This window comes from Streptomyces incarnatus, assembly GCF_001027185.1.
Classification (GTDB): domain Bacteria; phylum Actinomycetota; class Actinomycetes; order Streptomycetales; family Streptomycetaceae; genus Streptomyces; species Streptomyces puniciscabiei.
On the sequence record NZ_CP011497.1, the window covers coordinates 2,749,273 to 2,770,056 of the forward strand.

A 20,784-nucleotide genomic window follows, 5' to 3' on the forward strand; every position below is an offset into this window, starting at 1 on the left:
CCCGTCCCCACCCTGGATACCTTCGAGGTCTCCGGCGAGACCGAGCCGATCGGGGGACGGATGATCGACGCGTACGAGGAGCCGGGCACCCCGGACACGCGCGGCGGCTGGCGCTATCTGTGGTGGCTGGTGCTGCGTCAGCCGGGGCGGTCGGCGGCCGGGGCGCTGCTGGCCAGTGTGTGGATGGTGCTGCTGGCCGCGCAGCCGTATCTGATGGCGCGGGCCGTGGACGAGGGGCTGGTGCCGGGGCGGCTGGGGGTGCTGGCCGGGTGGACCGGGGTGATGTTCGTGCTCGGGTCGGTCAACGCCTGGCTGAGCATCATGCGGCACCGCACGATGACCCGGGTGCGGATGGACGCCAACTTCCGCACCGTGAAGGTGGTCGTGGGTCATGTGGTGCGGCTCGGGGCGGCCCTGCCGCGCCGGGCCGGGGCCGGTGAGGTGGTGACGATCGGGGTCGGCGACGTCCAGACCGTCGCGCAGGCGCTGACCGTGGTCGGTCCGGGCGTCGGCTCGGCCGTGGTCTACGTCGTGGTGGCCGGGCTGCTGCTGGCGGTCTCGGCGCCGCTCGCCGCCGTCGTACTGCTCGGGCTGCCGGTGATCGTGCTGCTCACCGGGCCGCTGACGCTGCGGCTGCAGGGCGCGGAGAGCGCCTACCGGGAGCGGCAGGGCGTGCTGGCCGCGCGCATCGGCGACGTCGCCGGCGGGCTGCGCGTCCTCAACGGCCTCGGCGGCAAGGGGCTGTTCGCGGACGCCTTCCGGCAGGACTCGCGGCGGCTGCGCGCGCAGGGCTACCGGGTGGGCGCGGTGGCCAGCTGGGTGCAGGCGCTCGGCGTGGGCCTGCCCACCCTGTTCCTGGCCGTGGTGACCTGGCTCGCGGCGCGGCTCGCGGCCCAGGGGTCCATCAGCATCGGCGAGTTGGTGTCGGTGTACGGCTACGTCGCCGTACTGATCGGTCCTGTCGCCTTCTTCGTGCAGATGGCCTACGACCTGAACCGGGGCGTGGTGGCCGCGCGCCGGGTGGTACGGCTGCTGCGGCTGGAGCCGGAGCCGGACGAGGGCACGCTGCGGGCGCCCGAGGGACCGGCCGAGCTGCACGATCCGGCGTCGGGGGTGCGGGTGGTGCCGGGCCGGCTGACGGCGCTGGCCGCCGCCCGGCCCGCCGAGGCCGCCGCCGTGGTGGACCGGCTCGGCCGCTTCGGGCCGACCGACGCCACCTGGGGCGGGGTACGGCTGGACGCGGTCCCGCTGGCGGACGTGCGCGGGCGGATCCTGGTCGCGGACAACGAGGCCGACCTGTTCGCGGGGCCGCTGCGCGAGGTCGTGGCCGCCGGGCACCAGGCCGACGAGGCCGAACTCGGCCGGGCACTGTACGCGGCGGCCGCCGAGGACGTCGTACGCGGGCTGCCGGAGGGCACGGACTCGCCGGTGTCCGGCCAGGGCCGCAGCCTGTCGGGCGGGCAGCGGCAACGGATGCGGCTGGTACGGGCGCTGCTCGCCGCTCCCGAGGTGCTGCTCGCGCTCGAGCCGACCTCGGCGCTGGACGCGCACACCGAGGCGACGGTCGCCCGGCGGCTGCGCGAGGCGCGGGAGGGCCGTACGACGCTGGTGACGTCGACCTCCCCGCTGGTGCTGGACCACGCGGACACGGTCGTCTTCCTGGTCGACGGCAAGGTCGCGGCGAGCGGCCCGCACCGGCGCCTGCTCACGGCGGAGCCGGGCTATCGGGCGCTCGTCGCCCGGGACACGGAAGGAGTCGTACGGTGACGGGGGCACGGGACGGGATCGGCGGCCGCGCGCCAGGGGTGCGGGCCGCGGGGCACCCACACACCGCCGTCCGGCAGGGGCCTCGCGGCACCGGCGGGCGAGGGACGGCGCCGACGGTGGCCGGCCGATGTCCGGGCGACCAGGTGCCCGCGCCGCGATGTGCGAGGGGCCATACGGTGAGGCAGGGCGAGGGGCCGCGGCAATGGCGGCCGGCCGACGCCCCGGCGGCCGGGCGGCCACGCGCCGCGACGCGCGGGAGGTCGTACGGTGCGGCAGGGCGAGGGGCCGCGGCGACCGCGGCCGGCCGGTGCGCCGGCGGTCCGGCGCCCGCGCGCCGCGAGGCCCAAGGGGTCGCACCGTGACGGCGGGTGAGGGGCTGCTGCCGGTCGCCGGTCCGGCCCGGGTGCGGCGGGCCGCGCTGCGGCTGGTGCGGGCCGACGGGCGGGCGTTCGCGGCCACGCTGCTGCTGAACGCGCTGGCGGCGGGGGCCGGGCTGGTCGGGCCCTGGCTGGTCGGGCGGATCGTGGACGAGGTGCGGGGCGGGCAGGGAACCGGCGCGGTGGACCGGCTCGCGCCGTGGATCCTGGTGTGCGCGCTGGCCCAGCTGCTGCTGGCCCGCTGGGCGCGTTACGTGGGGTACCGGTTCGGGGAGCGGACGCTGGCCCGGGTGCGCGAGGAGTACGTCGAGCGGGTGCTAGCGCTGCCCGCGTCCGTGGTGGAGCGGGCCGGCACCGGCGATCTGACCGCGCGCGGCACGGCGGACGTGGCGATCGTCGGCAGCACGCTGCGGGACGTCGGCCCGGAGCTGCTGGTCAACACCGTGCAGGCGGTGTTCGTGCTGGTCGCGGTGTTCGCGCTCGACCCGCTGCTCGGGGCGTTCGGACTGCTCGGGCTGACCCCGATCCGGCTGGCGCTGCGCTGGTACCTGCGGCGCGCCCGGGACGGCTACCTCGCCGAGGGCGCGGCCACCTCCCAGGTCGCGGAGATCGTCGCCGCGACGGCGGCCGGGGCCCGGACGGTCGAGGCGTTCGGGCTGCGGGAGCGGCGGGTGGCGGCGAGCCGGGACGCGCTGGAGGAGTCCCGCCGTACCCGCTTCCACACGCTGTTCCTGCGCACGGTGTTCTTTCCGGCGGTCGAGGTGACGTACACCGTGCCCGTGGTGGGCGTGCTGCTGCTCGGCGGCTGGCTGCACCAGCGGGGCGCGGTCGGCGTCGGCGCGGTGGTGGCGGCGGCGCTGTACCTGCGGCAGTTCACCGAGCCGCTGGACCAGATCCTGATGCGCGTGGAGCAACTGCAGAGCAGCAGCGCCTCGTTCGCCCGCGTGGAGGGGCTGGCGCAGGCCCCGCGTTCAGAGAGCGCGGCCGGGTCCCCGGTCCCTGCGGACGACCGGATCGACGTGCGCGGGGTCCGGTACGCCTATGAGCGCGGCGGCGAAGTGCTGCGCGGGGTCGACCTGACGGTACGGCCCGGGGAGCGGCTGGCGGTGGTGGGCCCCTCCGGCGCCGGGAAGACGACCCTCAGCAGGCTGCTCGCGGGCATCGACCGGCCCGGCACGGGCGAGGTGACGGTGGGCGGGGTGCCGGTGGCCGAGCTGGAGCCGGAGCTGCTGCGCCGCCAGGTGGTGCTGGTGACGCAGGAACACCATGTGTTCCTCGGCACGGTCCGCGACAACCTGCTGATCGCCGAGCCGGAGGCCACGGACGACGAACTGTGGGCGGCGCTCGCGACGGTCGGGGCCGACGACTGGGTCCGGGACCTGCCGGACGGCCTCGACACCCGGCTGGGCGCGGGCGGCCGCGCCACCGACGGCTCCCAGGCGCAGCAACTCGCCCTGGCCCGGGTGGTGCTGGCCGACCCGCACACGCTGATCCTGGACGAGGCGACCGCGCTGCTGGACCCCACGACGGCCCGGCACGCCGAACACGCCCTCGCCGCCGTCCTCCAGGGCCGTACGGTCATCGCCATCGCACACCGGCTCCACACCGCCCACGACGCCGACCGGGTGGCGGTCATGGAGGACGGCCGCCTGACGGAACTGGGCACCCACGAGGACCTGGTGACGGCCGACGGCGCCTACGCGGACCTGTGGCGGACCTGGCACGGCGACACCGGCGAGGCTTCCAACTCCCCCGTGCGGTAAGGGTGTCGCCGGTCCTGCACAGCCCCCCTGTCCCCCGTCCTGGTGACCACTTCCGTATATCGAACATGAACACCCGGACAACGGACCATTTCCGGCCAACTTTGTGACGCGGTCCTGACAGGAATGGTGATCCCCTGTCACTCTTCCCAGGCCGACTCACAGCAACCCCACCATCACGCCTGCTTCGTGTGAGCCGGCCTGCACGTGGTTCCGCGTACCGCCCTGTTCTGCCCGGACGCCCCAACCCACCGTCCGGTCTCCCCTGGCCGCGCGACCCGCGGTCACGCAGAAGGAGTCAGTGTTGAGAAGCAGTTCCTCTCGCAGACGCACCCCCCACGCGTCCCACCGGCGCACCGCCACCGTCGCCCTCGCCGGCGTCGCCGCCCTGATCGCCGCCGCCGTCCAGTCGGGCGCGGCCAGCGCCGCACCGGCGAAACCCGGGCCCGGGAAGATCGACAAGGCCCATGTGGCCGTGCGGCTCACGCCGTCGCAGCGCGTCGAGCTGATCCGCCACGCCGACGCCACCAAGGCCGCCACCGCCCGGTCCCTCGGCCTCGGCGCCCAGGAGAAGCTGGTCGTCAAGGATGTCGTCAAGGACGCCGACGGCACCCTGCACACCCGGTACGAGCGCACCTACGCCGGCCTTCCCGTGCTCGGCGGCGACCTGGTCGTGCACAGCGACAGCTCCGGCAAGACCATGGACGTCGTCAAGGCCACCCGCGCCTTGGTGAAGGTCGCGGCTCTCACCCCGGCCGTGTCGAAGGCCGCCGCCGAGAAGCAGGCCGTACAGCGGGCCAAGGCCCGGGGCGGTACCAGGTCCGCCGCGGACAGCGTCCGCAAGGTGATCTGGGCGGCGACCGGAAAGCCCGTCCTCGCCTACGAGACGGTCGTCGGCGGCCTCCAGGACGACGGCACCCCGAACCAGCTGCACGTCATCACCGACGCCGCCACCGGCAAGAAGCTCTACGAGTACCAGGGCATCGAGACCGGCGTCGGCAACACCCAGTACAGCGGGCAGGTGCAGCTGACCACGACCCAGTCGGGCTCGACGTACACGCTGACCGACGGGGCGCGCGGCGGCCACAAGACGTACAACCTGAACCACGGCACCTCGGGCACCGGCACCCTGTTCTCCCAGAGCAACGACACCTGGGGCAACGGCAGCACGTCCAACGCGGCCACCGCGGGCGCGGACGCGCACTACGGGGCGCAGGAGACCTGGGACTTCTACAAGAACACCTTCGGCCGCAGCGGCATCAGGAACGACGGCGTCGGCGCGTACTCGCGGGTGCACTACGGCAACTCGTACGTCAACGCCTTCTGGGACGACGGCTGCTTCTGCATGACCTACGGCGACGGCTCGAACAACGCCGACCCGCTGACCTCGCTGGACGTCGCCGGGCACGAGATGAGCCACGGTGTCACCGCCAACACCGCCGGCTTGGACTACAGCGGGGAGTCCGGCGGCCTGAACGAGGCCACCAGCGACATCATGGGCACCGGTGTGGAGTTCTACGCGAACAACTCCTCCGACCCCGGTGACTACCTCATCGGCGAGAAGATCAACATCAACGGCGACGGCACCCCGCTGCGCTACATGGACAAGCCCAGCAAGGACGGCGGTTCGGCGGACAGCTGGTACGACGGGGTCGGCGACCTCGACGTGCACTACTCGTCCGGTGTCGCCAACCACTTCTTCTACCTTCTGAGCGAGGGCAGCGGCGCCAAGGTGATCAACGGCGTCAGCTACGACTCGCCGACCGCGGACGGGCTTCCGGTGACCGGCATCGGCCGGGACAAGGCGCTGCAGATCTGGTACCGGGCGCTCACCACCAAGTTCACCTCCACCACGAACTACGCGGACGCCCGCACCGGCACCCTCGCTGCGGCCGGCGAGCTGTACGGCACCTCCAGCACCGAGTACAAGGCGGTGCAGGACGCCTGGGCCGCCGTGGCGGTCGGGTCGCGCTCCGACGGCGGCGGTGGCGGGGGCGGCGGCACGACGTACGAGAGCAACACCTCCGTCGCCATCCCGGACAACGGGCCGGCCGTCACCTCCGGCATCACGGTCTCCGGCCGGAGCGGGAACGCGCCGAGCAACCTCCAGGTGTACGTCGACATCACGCACACCTGGCGGGGTGACCTGGTGATCGACCTCGTCGGCCCCTCGGGCACCGCCTACCGTCTGAAGAACTTCAGTTCCTCGGACTCGGCGGACAACGTGAAGCAGACCTTCACGGTCAACGCCTCCGCCGAACCGGCCAACGGGACCTGGACGTTGAAGGTGCAGGATCAGGCCACCTACGACACCGGAACGATCAACGGCTGGAAGCTGACGTTCCCGTAAACGGACGGCAAAAAGCCCGGGAACTGGGGTCCGTCCGAGGGTCCGGCACCCTCGGACGGCACCCGTTAATACCCCTGAAACGTTTCCCGGACAGTTGATTTCCGGCCAACATCACTTCAGGGTCCTGACATGTACGCGCCCCTGATGTCACCCTTCCTTCACCCGCCGCAGAGCTTCACCCCACCTCTCCGGCCAGTAACCCCACGCTGACCGGACTCCCCACGAGAAGGAGCTTGCGTGACCCCCCGCTACACGCGTCACAAGCGCGCCACTCTGGCCATCGCCACCGCCGTCGCCGCCGGAGCCCTGCTCTCCACGGGTCTGACCTCGACCGCCACCGCGGCCGGCGCCGGCAAGAGCGGCGCGACCCTCGCCGCCGCCCCCGCCGCGCTGTCCGACTCGGCCCGTGTCTCCCTGATACAGCAGGCGCAGGCCGACGCCGACCACACCGCGCGGCAACTCGGCCTCGGCGCCAAGGAGAAGCTGGTCGTCAAGGACGTCGTCAAGGACGTCGACGGCACCGTCCACACCCGCTACGAGCGCACCTACGCCGGCCTGCCCGTGCTCGGCGGCGACCTGGTCGTCCACACGGCCAAGTCGGGCAGAACCGAGGGCGTCACCAAGGCGAACCAGGCGGCCATCAAGGTGGCCTCGCTCAAGCCGCAGATCACCGCGGCCAAGGCCGAGAAGCAGGCGGTGTCCGCCGCCAAGACCCTCGGCTCCGCCAAGTCCACCGCGGACGGCGCCCGCAAGGTGATCTGGGCCGGTTCCGGCAAGCCCGTCCTCGCCTACGAGACGATCGTCGGCGGCCTGCAGGACGACGGCACCCCGAACCAGTTGCACGTCATCACCGACGCCGCCACCGGCAAGAAGCTGTTCGAGTACCAGGGCATCGAGAACGCGACCGGCACCGGCAAGACCCTGTACTCCGGCACCGTCAGCCTCACCACCACGCAGTCGGGCTCGTCGTACAACCTGACCGACGCCACGCGCGGCGGCCACAAGACCTACAACCTGGCCCGCAAGACGTCCGGCAAGGGCACGCTGGTCAGCAACTCGACCAACACCTTCGGCACGGGCACCGCCTCCACCTCCTCCTCCGACCAGACCGCGGCCGCCGACGCCGCCTACGGCGCGCAGGAGACCTGGGACTTCTACAAGTCCACGTTCGGCCGCAGCGGCATCAAGAACGACGGCGTCGGCGCCTACTCCCGCGTCCACTACGGCAGCAGCTACGTCAACGCCTTCTGGGACGACAGCTGCTTCTGCATGACGTACGGCGACGGCGAGGGCAACGCCGACCCGCTGACCTCGCTGGACGTGGCCGGCCACGAGATGAGCCACGGTGTCACCGCCAACACCGCCGGCCTGGACTACAGCGGTGAGTCCGGCGGCCTGAACGAGGCCACCAGCGACATCATGGGCACCGGCGTGGAGTTCTTCGCCAACAACGCCAAGGACCCCGGTGACTACCTCATCGGCGAGAAGATCAACATCAACGGCGACGGCACCCCGCTGCGCTACATGGACAAGCCCAGCAAGGACGGCGGCAGCGCCGACTCCTGGTCCTCGTCGGTCGGCAACCTGGACGTCCACTACTCGTCCGGAGTCGCGAACCACTTCTTCTACCTCCTCTCGGAGGGCAGCGGTTCGAAGACGATCAACGGGGTGACGTACAACTCGCCCACCTCCAACGGCTCCACGGTCACCGGCATCGGCCGGGACAAGGCGCTGCAGATCTGGTACAAGGCGCTGACCACGTACTTCACGTCGACGACGAACTACAAGGCGGCCCGCACGGGCACCCTGAGCGCGGCGGCGGCGCTGTACGGCTCCAGCAGCACCGAGTACAAGGCGGTGGCCGCGGCCTGGTCGGCGGTGAACGTCAACTAGCCGGAACCACGGGGCATTTGACGATCGGGCGGTACCCGGACGGAAGGCGTCCCGGGTACCGCCCTACCCTTGTGACCCATGTCCCCGGCGCCCTTCACCTACGAGCCGGTCGGCGCGACCCGCGACGACCTGACGTACTGCCCGCCCGGCTTCCACCCGATGCTCGTCCGCACCCGCCTCGGCGAGGGCCAGAAGCTCTTCCACCGGGCGGCCGAGGCGGTCCTCACCTGGGAGATGCACCGTGCCCTGGGCGTGGGCATCACCGCCACCGCCGACCGCGCGGCCCCCGGCACCGACGTCACGGTCACCCTGGCGGGCCTGATCAAGGCCCCCTGCCGCATCATCTGGACGGTGGAGGAGCCCCGCCGGGCCGGCTGGGCCTACGGCACCCTGGAGGGCCACCCCGAATGCGGCGAGGAGGCCTTCGTGGTCGACCGCACGGGAGACGGCACGGCCTGGCTGACGGTGGCGGCCTTCAGCAGGCCGGCCAAGTGGTACGCGAGGGCGGGCGGCCCGGCGACCCGGGGCCTGCAGCACGCGTACGCACGCCGCTGCGGGACGGTACTGCGCAGGCTCTGCGAGGGACTGTCCGAGACCTGACCGCTCCGCGGCGTGGTGGTGTGCCGGTCGAGCGGGCCGAGGCGCACCCGCACCCGGAATCTTCACACCCCGCCCAGGCACCCTCCGCGCCCTTTGGCGTGTTCACTACCGTCGGCTGCTAGATTCGCCGGGATCAGTACACACGGGGGAGGCACACGCCCATGGCATGGGACGAGTGGGAGCAGCTGAAGGCCGAGGCCGCTGAGCGACGCCAGAACGGGGAGGGCGCGACCGGCCCCGCATCGGCGCACATGCGGCTGAACCACGTGGCCGACGCGGGCGCCGGCGGCGGGGGCCGCCCGGACATCGACATCAAGACGCATGGCGTACACGGCGCGGCCGACGACACGGAGACCCTGTCACGCCAGGCGATGCAGCGCCTGAGCCACTCCCTCGACTCGAGCGACGAGGTGTACGGGGCCCACTACGGCTATGGCTGGCTGAGCCCTCTCCAGCTCAAGGTGTGTGCATTGGACTGGGAAGACCACATGGTGTCGCTCGCCAAGCAGCTCGGCGACCTCAGCGCCAAGCTGAAGGACTCCGCCCAGGGCTACGACAGGGCTGACGCCGAGGCCGAGGCCCGGCTGCACGCGGCCGTCCAGGATCTGGGGAAGGCCTGAGCGTGGTCTCGTACGAAGGAATCAACAACGCCCTCCCCAAGAAGTGGCAGACGGCCGCGGCGGAGTGGGCGTCGCTGTCCAAGTACGCGCTCGGCGCGGCGAAGGACCTGCGCAACCTCGGAGTCAAGCCGCTGGCCGACAACTGGACCGACGAGGTCGGACAGGCCGCCGCCGGCAAGTTCGAGAATCTGGCCAACCAACTCGAGGCGGCTTCCGACATCCTGCTCTCCGTCAAGATGGCCGTCGAGGGCGTGACCACCGCCATCGAGACCGCACAGAGCACCCTGCGTGAGGCGACCGAGCTCGCCGACCGGTACGGACTGACGATCAGCACCGACGGCACGGTCACCGGCCCGCCCGTCCACAACCGCATGGAGGCCGAGGATCTCGGGCCCTACCGGACGCAGGTGCTGGATCTCATCAACCAGGCCGTGGAGCAGGTGACCACCGCCGACAAGCTGGCCGCGACGGAATTCGCCAAACTCGCCGAGCAGACCAACCTGTCCGATCCCGACAAGGCGCTCAAGCTGCAGAACGACGCGTCGCACGTCGAGATGCAGATGCTGGCCGCCGACGTCCCGGTCGGACAGGGCCCGACGACCGTGCGCGAGTGGTGGGACGGCCTGACGGCCCAGCAGCGCAAGGACATGATGCTGGCCGAGCCGGTTCTCATCGCCAACCTCGACGGCATACCCCCCGACGTCCAGCAGGACCTGCGCGGCAACGGCAAGTACGACCGTGTCAAGCTGGTCCAGTACGCCCTGGACAACTGGGACAAGAGCGACCCCACCGACTTCGGCAACAACTGCACCAACTTCGTCTCCAACGCCCTGCACGCGGCGGGGATGAAGGAGAAGACGTCGATCTGGGGAACCAGCGACGACGACAGCTGGATGATCGGCAACCCGACCGGCATCGACCGGATAGACAGGTCACTCGCCTACTCCAACACCTGGTCCGCCGCCGAGAACCAGAAGGACTTCATGCTCCGGCACGGTGGTGAGGAGATCCCGCGCTCCGAGGTGAAGCCGGGTGACATCCTCTACTTCGAGCAGTCCGGCCCCAACGACTCCATCGCGAAGGGCAACACGCATCACGCGGCGATCGTCACGGCCGTGATGCCGGACGGTGAGATCAAGTACACCCAGCACACCGACTCCTACCAGAACGTGAGCCTGGACGGACGTCTCCCCGCCACCGAGAAGCACGAAGGCGCCCAGAACGTCCGCATCGTTCGCCCCAACCCGGACTGGTACTGATGACACCTCCCCCTACGCCTGCCACCACCGACCAGGCCACCGCCTCCTCCCCGGCCCGGCGCCGCACCGACCTGCTCGTGCCCGTCCTGACGATCGCGTCGTTCGGGCTGCTGGCCGCCCACTTCTCCTTCTCCTCCGACACCTTCCAGCACTGCAAGTACCTGGGACCGTCCACGCGGATGTACATCACTGCATGGGCCGGTCCGCTGTGTTCCGTCGCCGCGGTGGCGCTGTACGCAGGGCTGCTGCGCCGTGCGCACAGCCCTGGTCTGGTGCCGGGCCGAGGCGGACGTGCCTGGCTCGCGACGATCTCCGCGACCCTCGCGCTGTTCCTGCTGTTCGTGCAGCTCCTGGCGCTCTACTGGGTGTACGCACCGGACCCGGCAGGCGGGTACGGCTGCTCAGGGCTGCATCTGCTCGCGCCGTAGAACGCGCAGGGATCGGAATTCAGCCGACCGGCGTCCACGCGAGACGCGACCGCGCCCCTGGCCGACGGAACGCATCCGGCCGGCCCAAGGCCCGGTACCGGTCAGGTCCACCGCCCTTCCAGGCCGCTCGCTCCGCGTGATGCTCACTCCGCGTCGAACAATTCCGTCGCATGGGTTGCGTGGACGGCTCGCTGGGCCCAGACCTCCAGCTGATCCAGGTCGGTGCAGGCCAGCAGGCGCTCACGGAGGGAGTCGGGCACCGGGATGCCGCGCCATTCCAGGATGCGCAGGGTCATCTCCTGGCGGTCCTGAATGCGGCCCTCCTCCCGTACCTGCTCGGCCAGCGGGTGTCGCCAGCAGTACTGGATCGCCGTCACAGATCCCTCCACATCTGCTTCGCCTGAGGGTCGGCCAGGCAGGAGTCGACGAACTGCACGAAGACTGCGGCACTGTCTGGGTCGATGGTCCGCAGGGCAGCGGCCGACGATTCCAGTATGGCCGGAGCCTGCGGCCCACGCCCGTGCGTCATGGCCGACAGCACCGCAAGACGGCATTGTCAGTTGCGCCTGGGGCTCGAACTGCGCAGGCTCCGCGAGGCGGCCGGACTCACCGCAGTCCAGTCGGCGGCGCTCCTCGGTATGAACAGGGTCCAGATCAGCCATATCGAGTCTGGGATCACCGGAGTGATCGAGGAGCGGCTACGTCGGCTGGCGTCTCATTACGACGAGCTTGAGTTGCGCGTCCAGCATCGGCTAAGGCGTCAGCAGCTCAGCGTCCCGTACGCGCTGGTCATCCACGAGGCGGCCCTGCGCATCAGAGTCAGCGACCGTGACGCCTCCAACTGGGCAAGCTGCTGGAACGATCCGAGTCGGACCATGCCACCGTACGGGTCATCCCTTTCGACCTGGACGGCTTCGCAAGAGCCGCCAGCGCCATGACGTACGCCGGTGGCTCCGTTCCCAAGCTGGACACGGTCGTGCGTGACGTTCCGCACGGCTCGGCCTTCATCGACTCCGAAGCGCAGCTCAGCATCTTTCGAACGCGTTTCCGTAAGGTGGAGGCCGCATCGCTCGGCCCGGACCGGCCGCGCGACTTCATCCACAAACTGGCGCAAGAGCTGTGAGGCATCCCATGGACGCCCCGGACAACTGACGGAAGTCGTCCTACTCGGGCCCCGACGACGGCAACACCTGTGTGGAAATAGCCACCTCCCCCTCCCACACCGCCATCCGCGAATCCAGGGACCCAGCCGTCGGCACCCCCACCGTCCCGGCCGGGTCCTTCGCTCCTTTCATCGAGGCCCTGAAGCAGACGCCGTAGCGCGCGGACCGCCGCAGTCGCTACCGCAACAAAACCCCCGCCCCCTCCACCCCCTCCTCCGTGGGCACCGCCACCAGGCCCATCTCCGCGGCGGAGGAGAGCAAGCGGTGGGACGGGAGGATGCGGACCGTGTAGCCGTAGGGGCCCGTGCGGTCCAGGGCCAGGGGGCCCTCGTACAGGAGGCGGCCCTCCAGGTCCGGGGCGCTCGTCGGCTTCAGCGGGACCACCGTGGCGTCCGTGATGCGGTCCTCCGCGTCCACCCGGCCCGACACCGCCTGGACCTCCACGTCGTCCGGGGTCAGCGAACCGAGGGCCACCCGGACCCGCAGGCCCACCGTCGTGCCCAGCTCCGCCGTGGCCGTCGGCGCCGTCGTCTCCACGTGGTCGACGCTCACCCCGGGCCAGGCCGCCCGCACCCGCGCCTTCCAGGCGGCCAGGTCGCTCGCCGTGTCCGGGGTCAGGGCGCGGTGCGCGTGCGCGGCGGGGACGTAGAGGCGGTCGACGTACTCGCGGACCATGCGGCCGGCCAGCACCTTGGGGCCGAGCAGGCTCAACGTCTGGCGAACCATCGCGATCCAGCGGTCGGGCAGTCCGCCCCGGCCCCGCTCGTAGAAGCGCGGGGTCACCCGCTGCTCCAGCAGGTCGTACAGCGCCGCCGCCTCGATGTCGTCGCGGCGGTCGGGGTCCGTGCCCGCGCCGTCCGCCGTCGGGATGGCCCAGCCGAAGTCCGGCTGGAACCATTCGTCCCACCAGCCGTCCAGGACGGAGAGGTTCAGGCAGCCGTTGAGCGCCGCCTTCATGCCGCTCGTACCGCAGGCCTCCAGGGGGCGCAGGGGGTTGTTCAGCCAGATGTCGCAGCCGGGGTAGAGCTTCTGCGCCATCGCCATGCCGTAGTCGGGGAGGAAGACGATGCGGTGGCGGACCCGTGGATCGTCGGCGAACCTCACCAGTTCCTGGACCAGGCGCTTGCCGCTGTCGTCCGCCGGGTGTGCCTTGCCCGCCACGACGATCTGGATCGGGTGCTCGGGATGCAGCAGCAGTTCCATCAGGCGGTCCCGGTCCCGCAGCATCAGCGTCAGGCGCTTGTACGACGGGACCCTGCGCGCGAAGCCGATCGTGAGGACGTCGGGGTCGAGTACCCCGTCGATCCAGCCCAACTCGGCGTCGCCCGCGCCCCGTTGCCGCCATGACGTCCGCAGCCGCTCCCGTACCTCCAGCACCAGCTGTTCGCGCAGGGTGCGGCGCAGTTCCCAGATGTCCTGGTCCTCGATCTCCGCGACCGAGTCCCAGCGCTCGGAGCCGCCGACGGTGAGCGCGTCCTCGGCCCGCTCCGAGCCGACCTGTCGGGCGCCCAGGCGCAGCACCTCCGGGGCGACCCAGGTCGGCGCGTGCACCCCGTTGGTCACGGAGGTGATCGGCACCTCGTCGGGGTCGAATCCCGGCCACAGGCCCGCGAACATCTCCCGGCTGACGTGCCCGTGCAACAGGGACACGCCGTTCGCCCGCTGGGCCAGCCTGAGCCCCATCACCGCCATGTTGAACAGGTTCGGCTCGCCACCCGGGTACGTCTCCATGCCGAGGGTCAGGATCCGCTGCACGTCGATGCCGGGGAGCTCGGCGTCCGCCCCGAAGTGCCGGGCGACCAGCTCCCGGTCGAAGCGGTCGATGCCGGCCGGGACGGGGGTGTGGGTGGTGAAGACCGTGCCGCCGCGCACCGCTTCCAGGGAGGAGTCGAAGTCCAGCCCGGCGGCGCAGAGTTCGGCGATCCGCTCCAGGCCCAGGAAGCCCGCGTGCCCCTCGTTGGTGTGGAACACTTCGGGGTGCGGGTGGCCGGTGAGGCGGCAGTAGGTCCGTACCGCCCGGACACCCCCTATCCCGAGCAGCATCTCCTGCAGCAGCCGGTGCTCGCTGCCGCCGCCGTAGAGCCGGTCGGTCACCCCGCGTTCGCCGAGGTCGTTCTCCTCCACGTCCGAGTCCAGGAGCAGCAGCGGCACCCTGCCCACCTGGGCCAGCCAGATCCGGGCGTGCAGCGCCCTGCCGCCGGGCAGCGCAAGGGAGATCCGCGCCAGGGCGCCGTCGGCCTCCTTCAGCTGGGTGAGGGGCAGTTCGTTGGGGTCGAGCACCGGGTAGTGCTCCTGCTGCCAGCCGTCGCGGGACAGGGTCTGCCGGAAGTACCCGTGCCGGTAAAGGAGGCCGACCCCGATCAGGGGCACGCCGAGGTCGCTGGCGGCCTTGAGGTGGTCGCCCGCCAGGATGCCGAGGCCGCCGGAGTACTGGGGCAGCGCGGCCGTGATGCCGAACTCCGGGGAGAAGTAGGCGATGGCCGCGGGCATGCCGGCCGCCTGGGTCTGGTACCAGCGGTCGCCGGTCAGATAGTCGTCGAGGTCGTCGGCGACGGCGGTGAGGCGGCGCAGGAACCGCCGGTCCCCCGCCAGCTCGGCCAGCCGCGCCGGCCGCACCCGGCCCAGTGTCCGCACCGGGTCGCCCCCGGCGGCGGCCCAGGCCTCGGGGTCGACGGACTGGAACAGGTCGCGCGTTTCCGCATGCCAGGACCAGCGCAGATTGCGCGCCAGGTCGCTCAGCGGCCGGAGGGGTTCGGGGAGAACGGGACGGACGGTGAACCGACGGATCGCCTTCACATGCCACCTCGGACGCGTCGCGGAGTGAGACGCACGGCGCTGTACGTCTCGTCGTCAACCTCGACGGTAGTGGTTACCGGGTGGTCGGTGGGGAGGCTCCCGGAGGGTGTCGGGGGCGTCAAGGAGCGGCGCGCGGGCACCCGTGGAAAAGGGGGCCGGTCTTGTGGGTGGACATACGCGGGAGTAGTTAACAAAGTTCCGGATTGCCCACCCGAACAGGGTGGGAAGGCTCCTCCGGTACGGCCCCACAGGCGTCCCACGGCACCTCCGCAGGACCCACCTCCCCACATCCATCCGCCACACCCACGTTGACGCGGACAGGAGCGGTCATGCCCGCCACGCACCATTCGTCAGCACCTCCGACAAGCAGCGACACCACGGCAGCGGCAGCCAAGCCCGCGAAGAAACCGGCCGAGAAGACGACGGCCAAGAAGACAACGGCCGAGCAGACAACGGCCAAGCAGACAACGGCCAAGAGGGCACCGGCAAAGAAGGCTCCGGCAAAGAAGACAACGGGCAAGAAGGCGGCGAAGGCCGCCGCCCGCGTGCCCGGACCGCCCGGACCGCCCGGCGGCGGCGCCGATTCCCCACCCGGCTCCGGGGCGGCCACGCTCGGCCGTATCCCCGTCCTCGACGTACGCCCCGTGGTCCAGCACGGGCGCAGGCCGGCCAAAGCGGTGACCGGTGAGTCGTTCGAGGTGTCCGCCACCGTCTTCCGGGAGGGGCACGACGCCGTCGCGGCGAACGTCGTGCTGCGCGACCCGGCCGGCCGGCCCGGACCGTGGACGCCGATGCGCGAACTCGCGCCGGGCACCGACCGCTGGGGCGCCACCGTCACCGCGGGCGAGCCCGGCCGCTGGACGTACACCGTGGAGGCCTGGTCCGACCCGGTCGCCACCTGGCGGCACCACGCCGGCATCAAGATCCCGGCGGGCATCGACACCGAGCTGGTGCTGGAGGAGGGCGCGCGGCTGTACGAGCGCGCCGCCGCCGGAGTCCCGGACGGGCAACGGCCGGTCCTCGAGGAGGCGGTGGCGGCCCTGCGGGACGAGCACCGCCCCGCCGCCTGGCGCCTCGCGGCGGCACTGGCACCGCAGGTGCAGGAGTTGCTGGCCCGCCATCCGTTGCGGGAGCTGGTCACCGCCTCCGATCCGATGCCGCTGCTGGTGGAGCGCGAACGCGCCCTGTACGGCTCCTGGTACGAGTTCTTCCCGCGCTCGGAGGGCACGGCCGAGCAGCCGCACGGCACCTTCCGTACGGCCGCGCGCCGGCTGGAGGCGGTCGCGGAGATGGGCTTCGACGTCGTCTACCTGCCGCCTATCCACCCCATCGGCACGACCTTCCGCAAAGGGCCCGACAACACCCTCACCGCCGGACCGGACGACGTGGGCGTGCCGTGGGCGATCGGCTCGCCGGAGGGCGGGCACGACGCCGTCCACCCGGACCTGGGCACGATCGAGGACTTCGACTGGTTCGTGGCCCAGGCACGCTCCCACGGCCTGGAGATCGCCCTCGACTTCGCCCTGCAGTGCTCCCCGGACCACCCTTGGGTGCACAAGCATCCGGAGTGGTTCCACCACCGGCCCGACGGCACGATCGCGTACGCGGAGAACCCGCCGAAGAAGTACCAGGACATCTACCCGATCGCCTTCGACGCGGACATGGACGGGCTGGTCGCGGAGACGGTACGGATCCTGCGGCACTGGATGGACCACGGGGTGCGGATCTTCCGGGTGGACAACCCGCACACCAAGCCGGTCGTCTTCTGGGAGCGGGTCATCGCCGAGGTCAACGGCACGGACCCGGACGTGATCTTCCTGGCGGAGGCGTTCACCCGGCCGGCGATGATGCACACCCTGGCCCAGATCGGCTTCCAGCAGTCGTACACGTACTTCACCTGGCGCACCACCAAGCAGGAACTCACCGAGTACCTGAGCGAGTTGTCGGGGGAGGCGGCGGCCTACATGCGGCCGAACCTCTTCACCAACACCCCGGACATCCTGCACGCCTACCTCCAGCACGGCGGGCGCCCGGCCTTCGAGGTGCGGGCCGTGCTCGCCGCGACCCTCTCCCCCACCTGGGGCATCTACAGCGGCTACGAGCTGTGCGAGAACACCCCGCTCAGGCAGGGCAGCGAGGAGTACCTCCACTCGGAGAAGTACCAGCTCAGGCCCCGCGACTGGGAGACGGCCGCACGCGAGGGCCGGACCATCGCCCCGCTCATCACCCGGCTCAACACCATCCGGCGCCGCAGCCCGGCCCTGCGCCAGCTGCGCGATCTGCACTTCCACCACGCCGACAAGGAGGCGGTGATCGCCTACTCGAAGCGGAGCGGATCGAACACGGTTCTCGTGGTCGCCAACCTCGACCCCCACCACACCCAGGAGGCCACGGTCTCGTTGGACATGCCGCAACTCGGCCTGGACTGGCACGAGTCCGTGCCGGTGCGCGACGAGCTCACCGGCGAGACCTACTACTGGGGCAGGGCCAACTATGTGCGCCTCGAACCGGGCCATAGGCCCGCGCACGTTCTCACCGTCCTGCGACCGTCCAACCCGCAGATCGGAGGGTCACCCACAATATGATCGTCAATGAGCCCGTTCCGGACACCTTCACGGACACTCCCGCGAGGGACCGGGACCCGGAGTGGTTCAAGCGCGCCGTCTTCTACGAGGTCCTGGTCCGCTCCTTCCAGGACAGCAACGGCGACGGCATCGGCGACCTGAAGGGTCTGACGGCCAAGCTGGACTATCTGCAGTGGCTGGGGGTCGACTGCCTGTGGCTGCCGCCCTTCTTCAAGTCGCCGCTCAGAGACGGCGGTTACGACGTCTCCGACTACACCGCCGTCCTGCCGGAGTTCGGTGATCTCGCCGACTTCGTGGAGTTCGTGGACGCCGCCCACCAGCGCGGCATGCGCGTGATCATCGACTTCGTCATGAACCACACCAGCGACCAGCACCCGTGGTTCCAGGAGTCGAGGCGGGATCCGGACGGTCCGTACGGGGACTACTACGTCTGGGCCGACGACGACAAGCAGTTCCAGGACGCCCGGATCATCTTCGTCGACACCGAGGCCTCCAACTGGACGTACGACCCGGTACGCAAGCAGTACTACTGGCACCGCTTCTTCTCGCACCAGCCGGACCTCAACTACGAGAACCCGGCGGTGCAGGAGGAGATGATCTCCGCGCTGAAGTTCTGGCTGGATCTCGGCATCGACGGGTTCCGGCTGGACGCCGTGCCGTACCTGTACCAGCAGGAGGGCACCAACTGCGAGAACCTGCCGGCGACCCACGAGTTCCTGAAGCGGGTGCGCAAGGAGATCGACACCCAGTACCCCGACAAGGTGCTGCTGGCGGAGGCCAACCAGTGGCCCGAGGACGTCGTCGACTACTTCGGGGACTACTCCTCCGGCGGCGACGAGTGCCACATGGCCTTCCACTTCCCGGTCATGCCGCGCATCTTCATGGCCGTACGGCGCGAATCGCGCTACCCGGTCTCGGAAATCCTCGCCAAGACCCCGGCGATCCCGTCGAACTGCCAGTGGGGCATCTTCCTGCGCAACCACGACGAGCTGACCCTGGAGATGGTCACCGACGAGGAGCGCGACTACATGTGGGCCGAATACGCCAAGGACCCACGGATGCGCGCCAACATCGGCATCCGCAGGCGGCTGGCCCCCCTCCTCGACAACGACCGCAACCAGATCGAGCTGTTCACCGCCCTGCTGCTGTCCCTGCCCGGCTCGCCGATCCTCTACTACGGCGACGAGATCGGCATGGGCGACAACATCTGGCTCGGCGACCGCGACGCCGTCCGCACCCCCATGCAGTGGACCCCCGACCGCAACGCCGGTTTCTCGTCCTGTGACCCGGGACGCCTGTACCTGCCGACGATCATGGACCCGGTCTACGGCTACCAGGTCACCAACGTCGAGGCCTCGATGTCCTCGCCGTCCAGCCTGCTGCACTGGACCCGCCGCATGATCGAGATCCGCAAGCAGAACCCCGCCTTCGGACTGGGGTCCTACAACGAGCTGCAGTCCACCAACCCGGCGGTGCTCGCCTTCCTGCGGGAGTACGAGGACGACCTGGTGCTCTGCGTCCACAACTTCTCCCGCTTCGCGCAGCCCACGGAGCTGGACCTGAGCCGGTTCGGCGGGCGGCACCCGGTCGAGCTGTTCGGCGGTGTCCGCTTCCCGGCGATCGGCGAGCTGCCGTACCTGCTCACCCTCGCGGGGCACGGCTTCTACTGGTTCCGGCTGCGCAGGGAGCCGGTCTAGACCCCTGTGGTGGGGCGGTTTCCACCGCCCCACCCGGGGCACGCATCAGTAACACCCCGACGACCCGGGGAAAGGACGTGACGCCCATGGCGGAAACGGTCACCTCTTCCAGCACCACCGTTCCTCTCCTCGCCTCGCTCGACCCCTTGTTGCGTGAGTGGCTGCCGAGGCAGCGCTGGTTCGCCGGCAAGGGGCGTCCGGTCACCGGGTTCACCCCCGTGGCCGTCACCGAACTGCTGCCGCCCGACGGCCGGCTGGGCCTGTACCACCTGCTGCTGCGCGTCCACCAGCCGCCCGCGCTCGGCGCCGAGACCCACCCGGGCGACTGCTACCAGCTCCTCATAGGCGTGCGCGAGGCGCTGCCGCCCAGGCTGGCGCCCGCGCTGATCGGACATGTGCCGGACGGGCCGCTCGCCGGACGCACGGTGTACGAGGCCCTGTACGACCCCCGGCCCGCCGAGGTGCTCCTGGAGGCCCTGCGCACCCGGGCCCGCATCGGCGGGCTGTGTTTCGAGCGGGATCCGCGCCAGGAGATCCGCGAGGGTCTCGTGGCCCGGCTGATGACCGCCGAGCAGTCCAACTCGTCGATCGTCTACGGCGATACGTTCATCCTGAAACTGCTGCGCCGGGTGGTGCCCGGCGTCAACCCCGATCTGGAGATACCCCTGGCGCTGGCCCGCGAGGGCTGCCCCCGGGTGCCCGCGCCGACCGCCTGGCTGCACGCTGAGCTGGGCCCGGAGTCGTACGTCCTGGCGGTGCTCCAGCCCTTCGTCAGCGGGGCGAGCGACGGCTGGGAGCTGGCGCTGCGCGAGCTGGCCAAGGGCGAGGACTTCGCCGCCGAGGCGCGGGCTCTGGGCCGGGCCACCGCCGAGGTGCACACCGCGCTCGCCCACGCCCTGCCGACGGTCACCCTCGGCCATGTGCAGCTGCAGTCGCTGGCCGACGGGATGACCGAGCGGCTTCAGGCGGCGGTCCAGGCGGTGCCCTCCTTACGGCCGTACGAGGACGGACTGCGCTCGGCCTACGCCGCGCTCGCCTCGCTCGCCGCCGAGGGCGGTACCTGGACCGCGCAGCGGATCCACGGCGATCTGCACCTGGGCCAGTGCCTGCGCTCCCCTTCCGGGGAGTGGTCGCTGATCGACTTCGAGGGCGAGCCGGCCCGGCCGCCGGCCGAACGGCGGATGCCGCAGCCGCCGGTGCGGGACATCGCGGGGATGCTCCGCTCCTTCGACTACGCGGCCCATTCCGTGACCCCGCCCGCGCCGGACTGGGCGCGCGTCTGCCGGGCCGCCTACTGCGCGGGGTACGCGGAGGTGGCCGGCCGCGACCCGCGCACCGATCCGGTGCTGATGCGGGCCTTCGAGACCGACAAGGCGGTATACGAGACCGTCTACGAGGCCCGGCACCGCCCCGACTGGCTGCCCGTACCGCTCTCGGCGATCCGTCGCCTCGCCGCGTGAAGACCCAGGAGGCTCGTCCGTGACACCGA

General features: G+C 71.0%; 12 protein-coding genes and 3 pseudogenes. 13 read left to right on the top strand and 2 right to left on the bottom strand.

What is annotated here, in order from left to right; translation table 11 throughout:
* The first annotated feature begins 60 nt into the window (after nt 1-60).
* From ABB07_RS12070 to ABB07_RS12105, 8 genes are all read left to right on the top strand, one after another.
* A complete protein-coding gene (locus ABB07_RS12070; protein ID WP_208898723.1) occupies nt 61-1,767 on the top strand; it encodes an ABC transporter transmembrane domain-containing protein in 1,707 nt (568 codons plus the stop codon).
* Between the two features lie 358 nt (nt 1,768-2,125).
* The gene (locus ABB07_RS12075; RefSeq protein ID WP_208898724.1) at nt 2,126-3,907 is read left to right on the top strand and encodes an ABC transporter ATP-binding protein; all 1,782 of its coding nucleotides are present in this window, start codon (nt 2,126-2,128) and stop codon (nt 3,905-3,907) included.
* Between the two features lie 301 nt (nt 3,908-4,208).
* The gene (locus ABB07_RS12080; protein WP_208898725.1) at nt 4,209-6,254 is read left to right on the top strand and encodes a M4 family metallopeptidase; all 2,046 of its coding nucleotides are present in this window, start codon (nt 4,209-4,211) and stop codon (nt 6,252-6,254) included.
* Nucleotides 6,255-6,491: 237 nt separating this feature from the next.
* Nucleotides 6,492-8,147, top strand: coding sequence for a M4 family metallopeptidase (locus ABB07_RS12085; protein WP_208898726.1), 1,656 nt, complete (start codon nt 6,492-6,494; stop codon nt 8,145-8,147).
* Nucleotides 8,148-8,225: 78 nt separating this feature from the next.
* On the top strand, nt 8,226-8,747 hold the full coding sequence (locus ABB07_RS12090) for a DUF1990 domain-containing protein (protein ID WP_208898727.1): 522 nt from the start codon (nt 8,226-8,228) through the stop codon (nt 8,745-8,747).
* Nucleotides 8,748-8,908: 161 nt separating this feature from the next.
* Nucleotides 8,909-9,367, top strand: a complete 459-nt coding sequence (locus tag ABB07_RS12095; RefSeq protein WP_208903838.1) for a hypothetical protein — start codon at nt 8,909-8,911, stop codon at nt 9,365-9,367.
* Nucleotides 9,368-9,369: 2 nt separating this feature from the next.
* Nucleotides 9,370-10,626 carry an amidase domain-containing protein gene (locus ABB07_RS12100; protein ID WP_208898728.1) on the top strand — a complete coding sequence of 419 codons (1,257 nt, stop codon included), beginning with the start codon at nt 9,370-9,372 and terminating at the stop codon, nt 10,624-10,626.
* Nucleotides 10,626-11,054, top strand: a complete 429-nt coding sequence (locus ABB07_RS12105) for a hypothetical protein (protein ID WP_208898729.1) — start codon at nt 10,626-10,628, stop codon at nt 11,052-11,054. Before ABB07_RS12100 ends, ABB07_RS12105 begins: the two co-directional genes overlap by 1 nt.
* A gap of 143 nt (nt 11,055-11,197) precedes the next feature.
* Here ABB07_RS12105 and ABB07_RS12110 read toward each other — a convergent pair.
* Nucleotides 11,198-11,601, bottom strand: a pseudogene (locus ABB07_RS12110) (hypothetical protein); the annotation flags it as partial.
* Between ABB07_RS12110 and ABB07_RS12115 the strand changes: the two are divergent.
* Both ABB07_RS12115 and ABB07_RS12120 read left to right on the top strand, forming a co-directional pair.
* Nucleotides 11,582-12,177 (top strand): annotated as a pseudogene (locus ABB07_RS12115) (Scr1 family TA system antitoxin-like transcriptional regulator). The pseudogenes ABB07_RS12110 and ABB07_RS12115 overlap by 20 nt on opposite strands.
* A 41-nt stretch (nt 12,178-12,218) precedes the next feature.
* A pseudogene (locus tag ABB07_RS12120) lies at nt 12,219-12,374 on the top strand (DUF397 domain-containing protein); the annotation flags it as partial.
* 20 nt (nt 12,375-12,394) lie between these two features.
* On the opposite strand, the gene ABB07_RS12125 reads toward ABB07_RS12120, so the two are convergent.
* The gene (locus ABB07_RS12125; RefSeq protein ID WP_208898730.1) at nt 12,395-15,013 is read right to left on the bottom strand and encodes a glycosyltransferase family 1 protein; all 2,619 of its coding nucleotides are present in this window, start codon (nt 15,011-15,013) and stop codon (nt 12,395-12,397) included.
* Nucleotides 15,014-15,342: 329 nt separating this feature from the next.
* On the opposite strand from ABB07_RS12125, the gene ABB07_RS12130 reads away from it, so the two are divergent.
* From ABB07_RS12130 to ABB07_RS12140, 3 genes are all read left to right on the top strand, one after another.
* Complete coding sequence (locus ABB07_RS12130) at nt 15,343-17,598, top strand: alpha-1,4-glucan--maltose-1-phosphate maltosyltransferase (RefSeq protein ID WP_244189332.1); 2,256 nt, start codon at nt 15,343-15,345, stop codon at nt 17,596-17,598.
* The gene (gene treS / locus ABB07_RS12135) at nt 17,595-19,295 is read left to right on the top strand and encodes a maltose alpha-D-glucosyltransferase (RefSeq protein ID WP_208898731.1); all 1,701 of its coding nucleotides are present in this window, start codon (nt 17,595-17,597) and stop codon (nt 19,293-19,295) included. The genes ABB07_RS12130 and treS overlap by 4 nt, the downstream gene beginning before the upstream one ends.
* An 86-nt stretch (nt 19,296-19,381) precedes the next feature.
* A complete protein-coding gene (locus ABB07_RS12140) occupies nt 19,382-20,755 on the top strand; it encodes a maltokinase N-terminal cap-like domain-containing protein (RefSeq protein ID WP_208898732.1) in 1,374 nt (457 codons plus the stop codon).
* Nucleotides 20,756-20,784: the final 29 nt, after the last annotated feature.

Coding starts and splice junctions, on each gene's coding strand:
- ABB07_RS12105 (WP_208898729.1), top strand. CDS start 10,626: ATGACACCTCCCCCTACGCCTGCCACCACCGACCAGGCCACCGCCTCC.
- treS (WP_208898731.1), top strand. CDS start 17,595: ATGATCGTCAATGAGCCCGTTCCGGACACCTTCACGGACACTCCCGCG.
- ABB07_RS12140 (WP_208898732.1), top strand. CDS start 19,382: ATGGCGGAAACGGTCACCTCTTCCAGCACCACCGTTCCTCTCCTCGCC.
- ABB07_RS12070 (WP_208898723.1), top strand. CDS start 61: ATGATCGACGCGTACGAGGAGCCGGGCACCCCGGACACGCGCGGCGGC.
- ABB07_RS12090 (WP_208898727.1), top strand. CDS start 8,226: ATGTCCCCGGCGCCCTTCACCTACGAGCCGGTCGGCGCGACCCGCGAC.
- ABB07_RS12130 (WP_244189332.1), top strand. CDS start 15,343: ATGCCCGCCACGCACCATTCGTCAGCACCTCCGACAAGCAGCGACACC.
- ABB07_RS12095 (WP_208903838.1), top strand. CDS start 8,909: ATGGCATGGGACGAGTGGGAGCAGCTGAAGGCCGAGGCCGCTGAGCGA.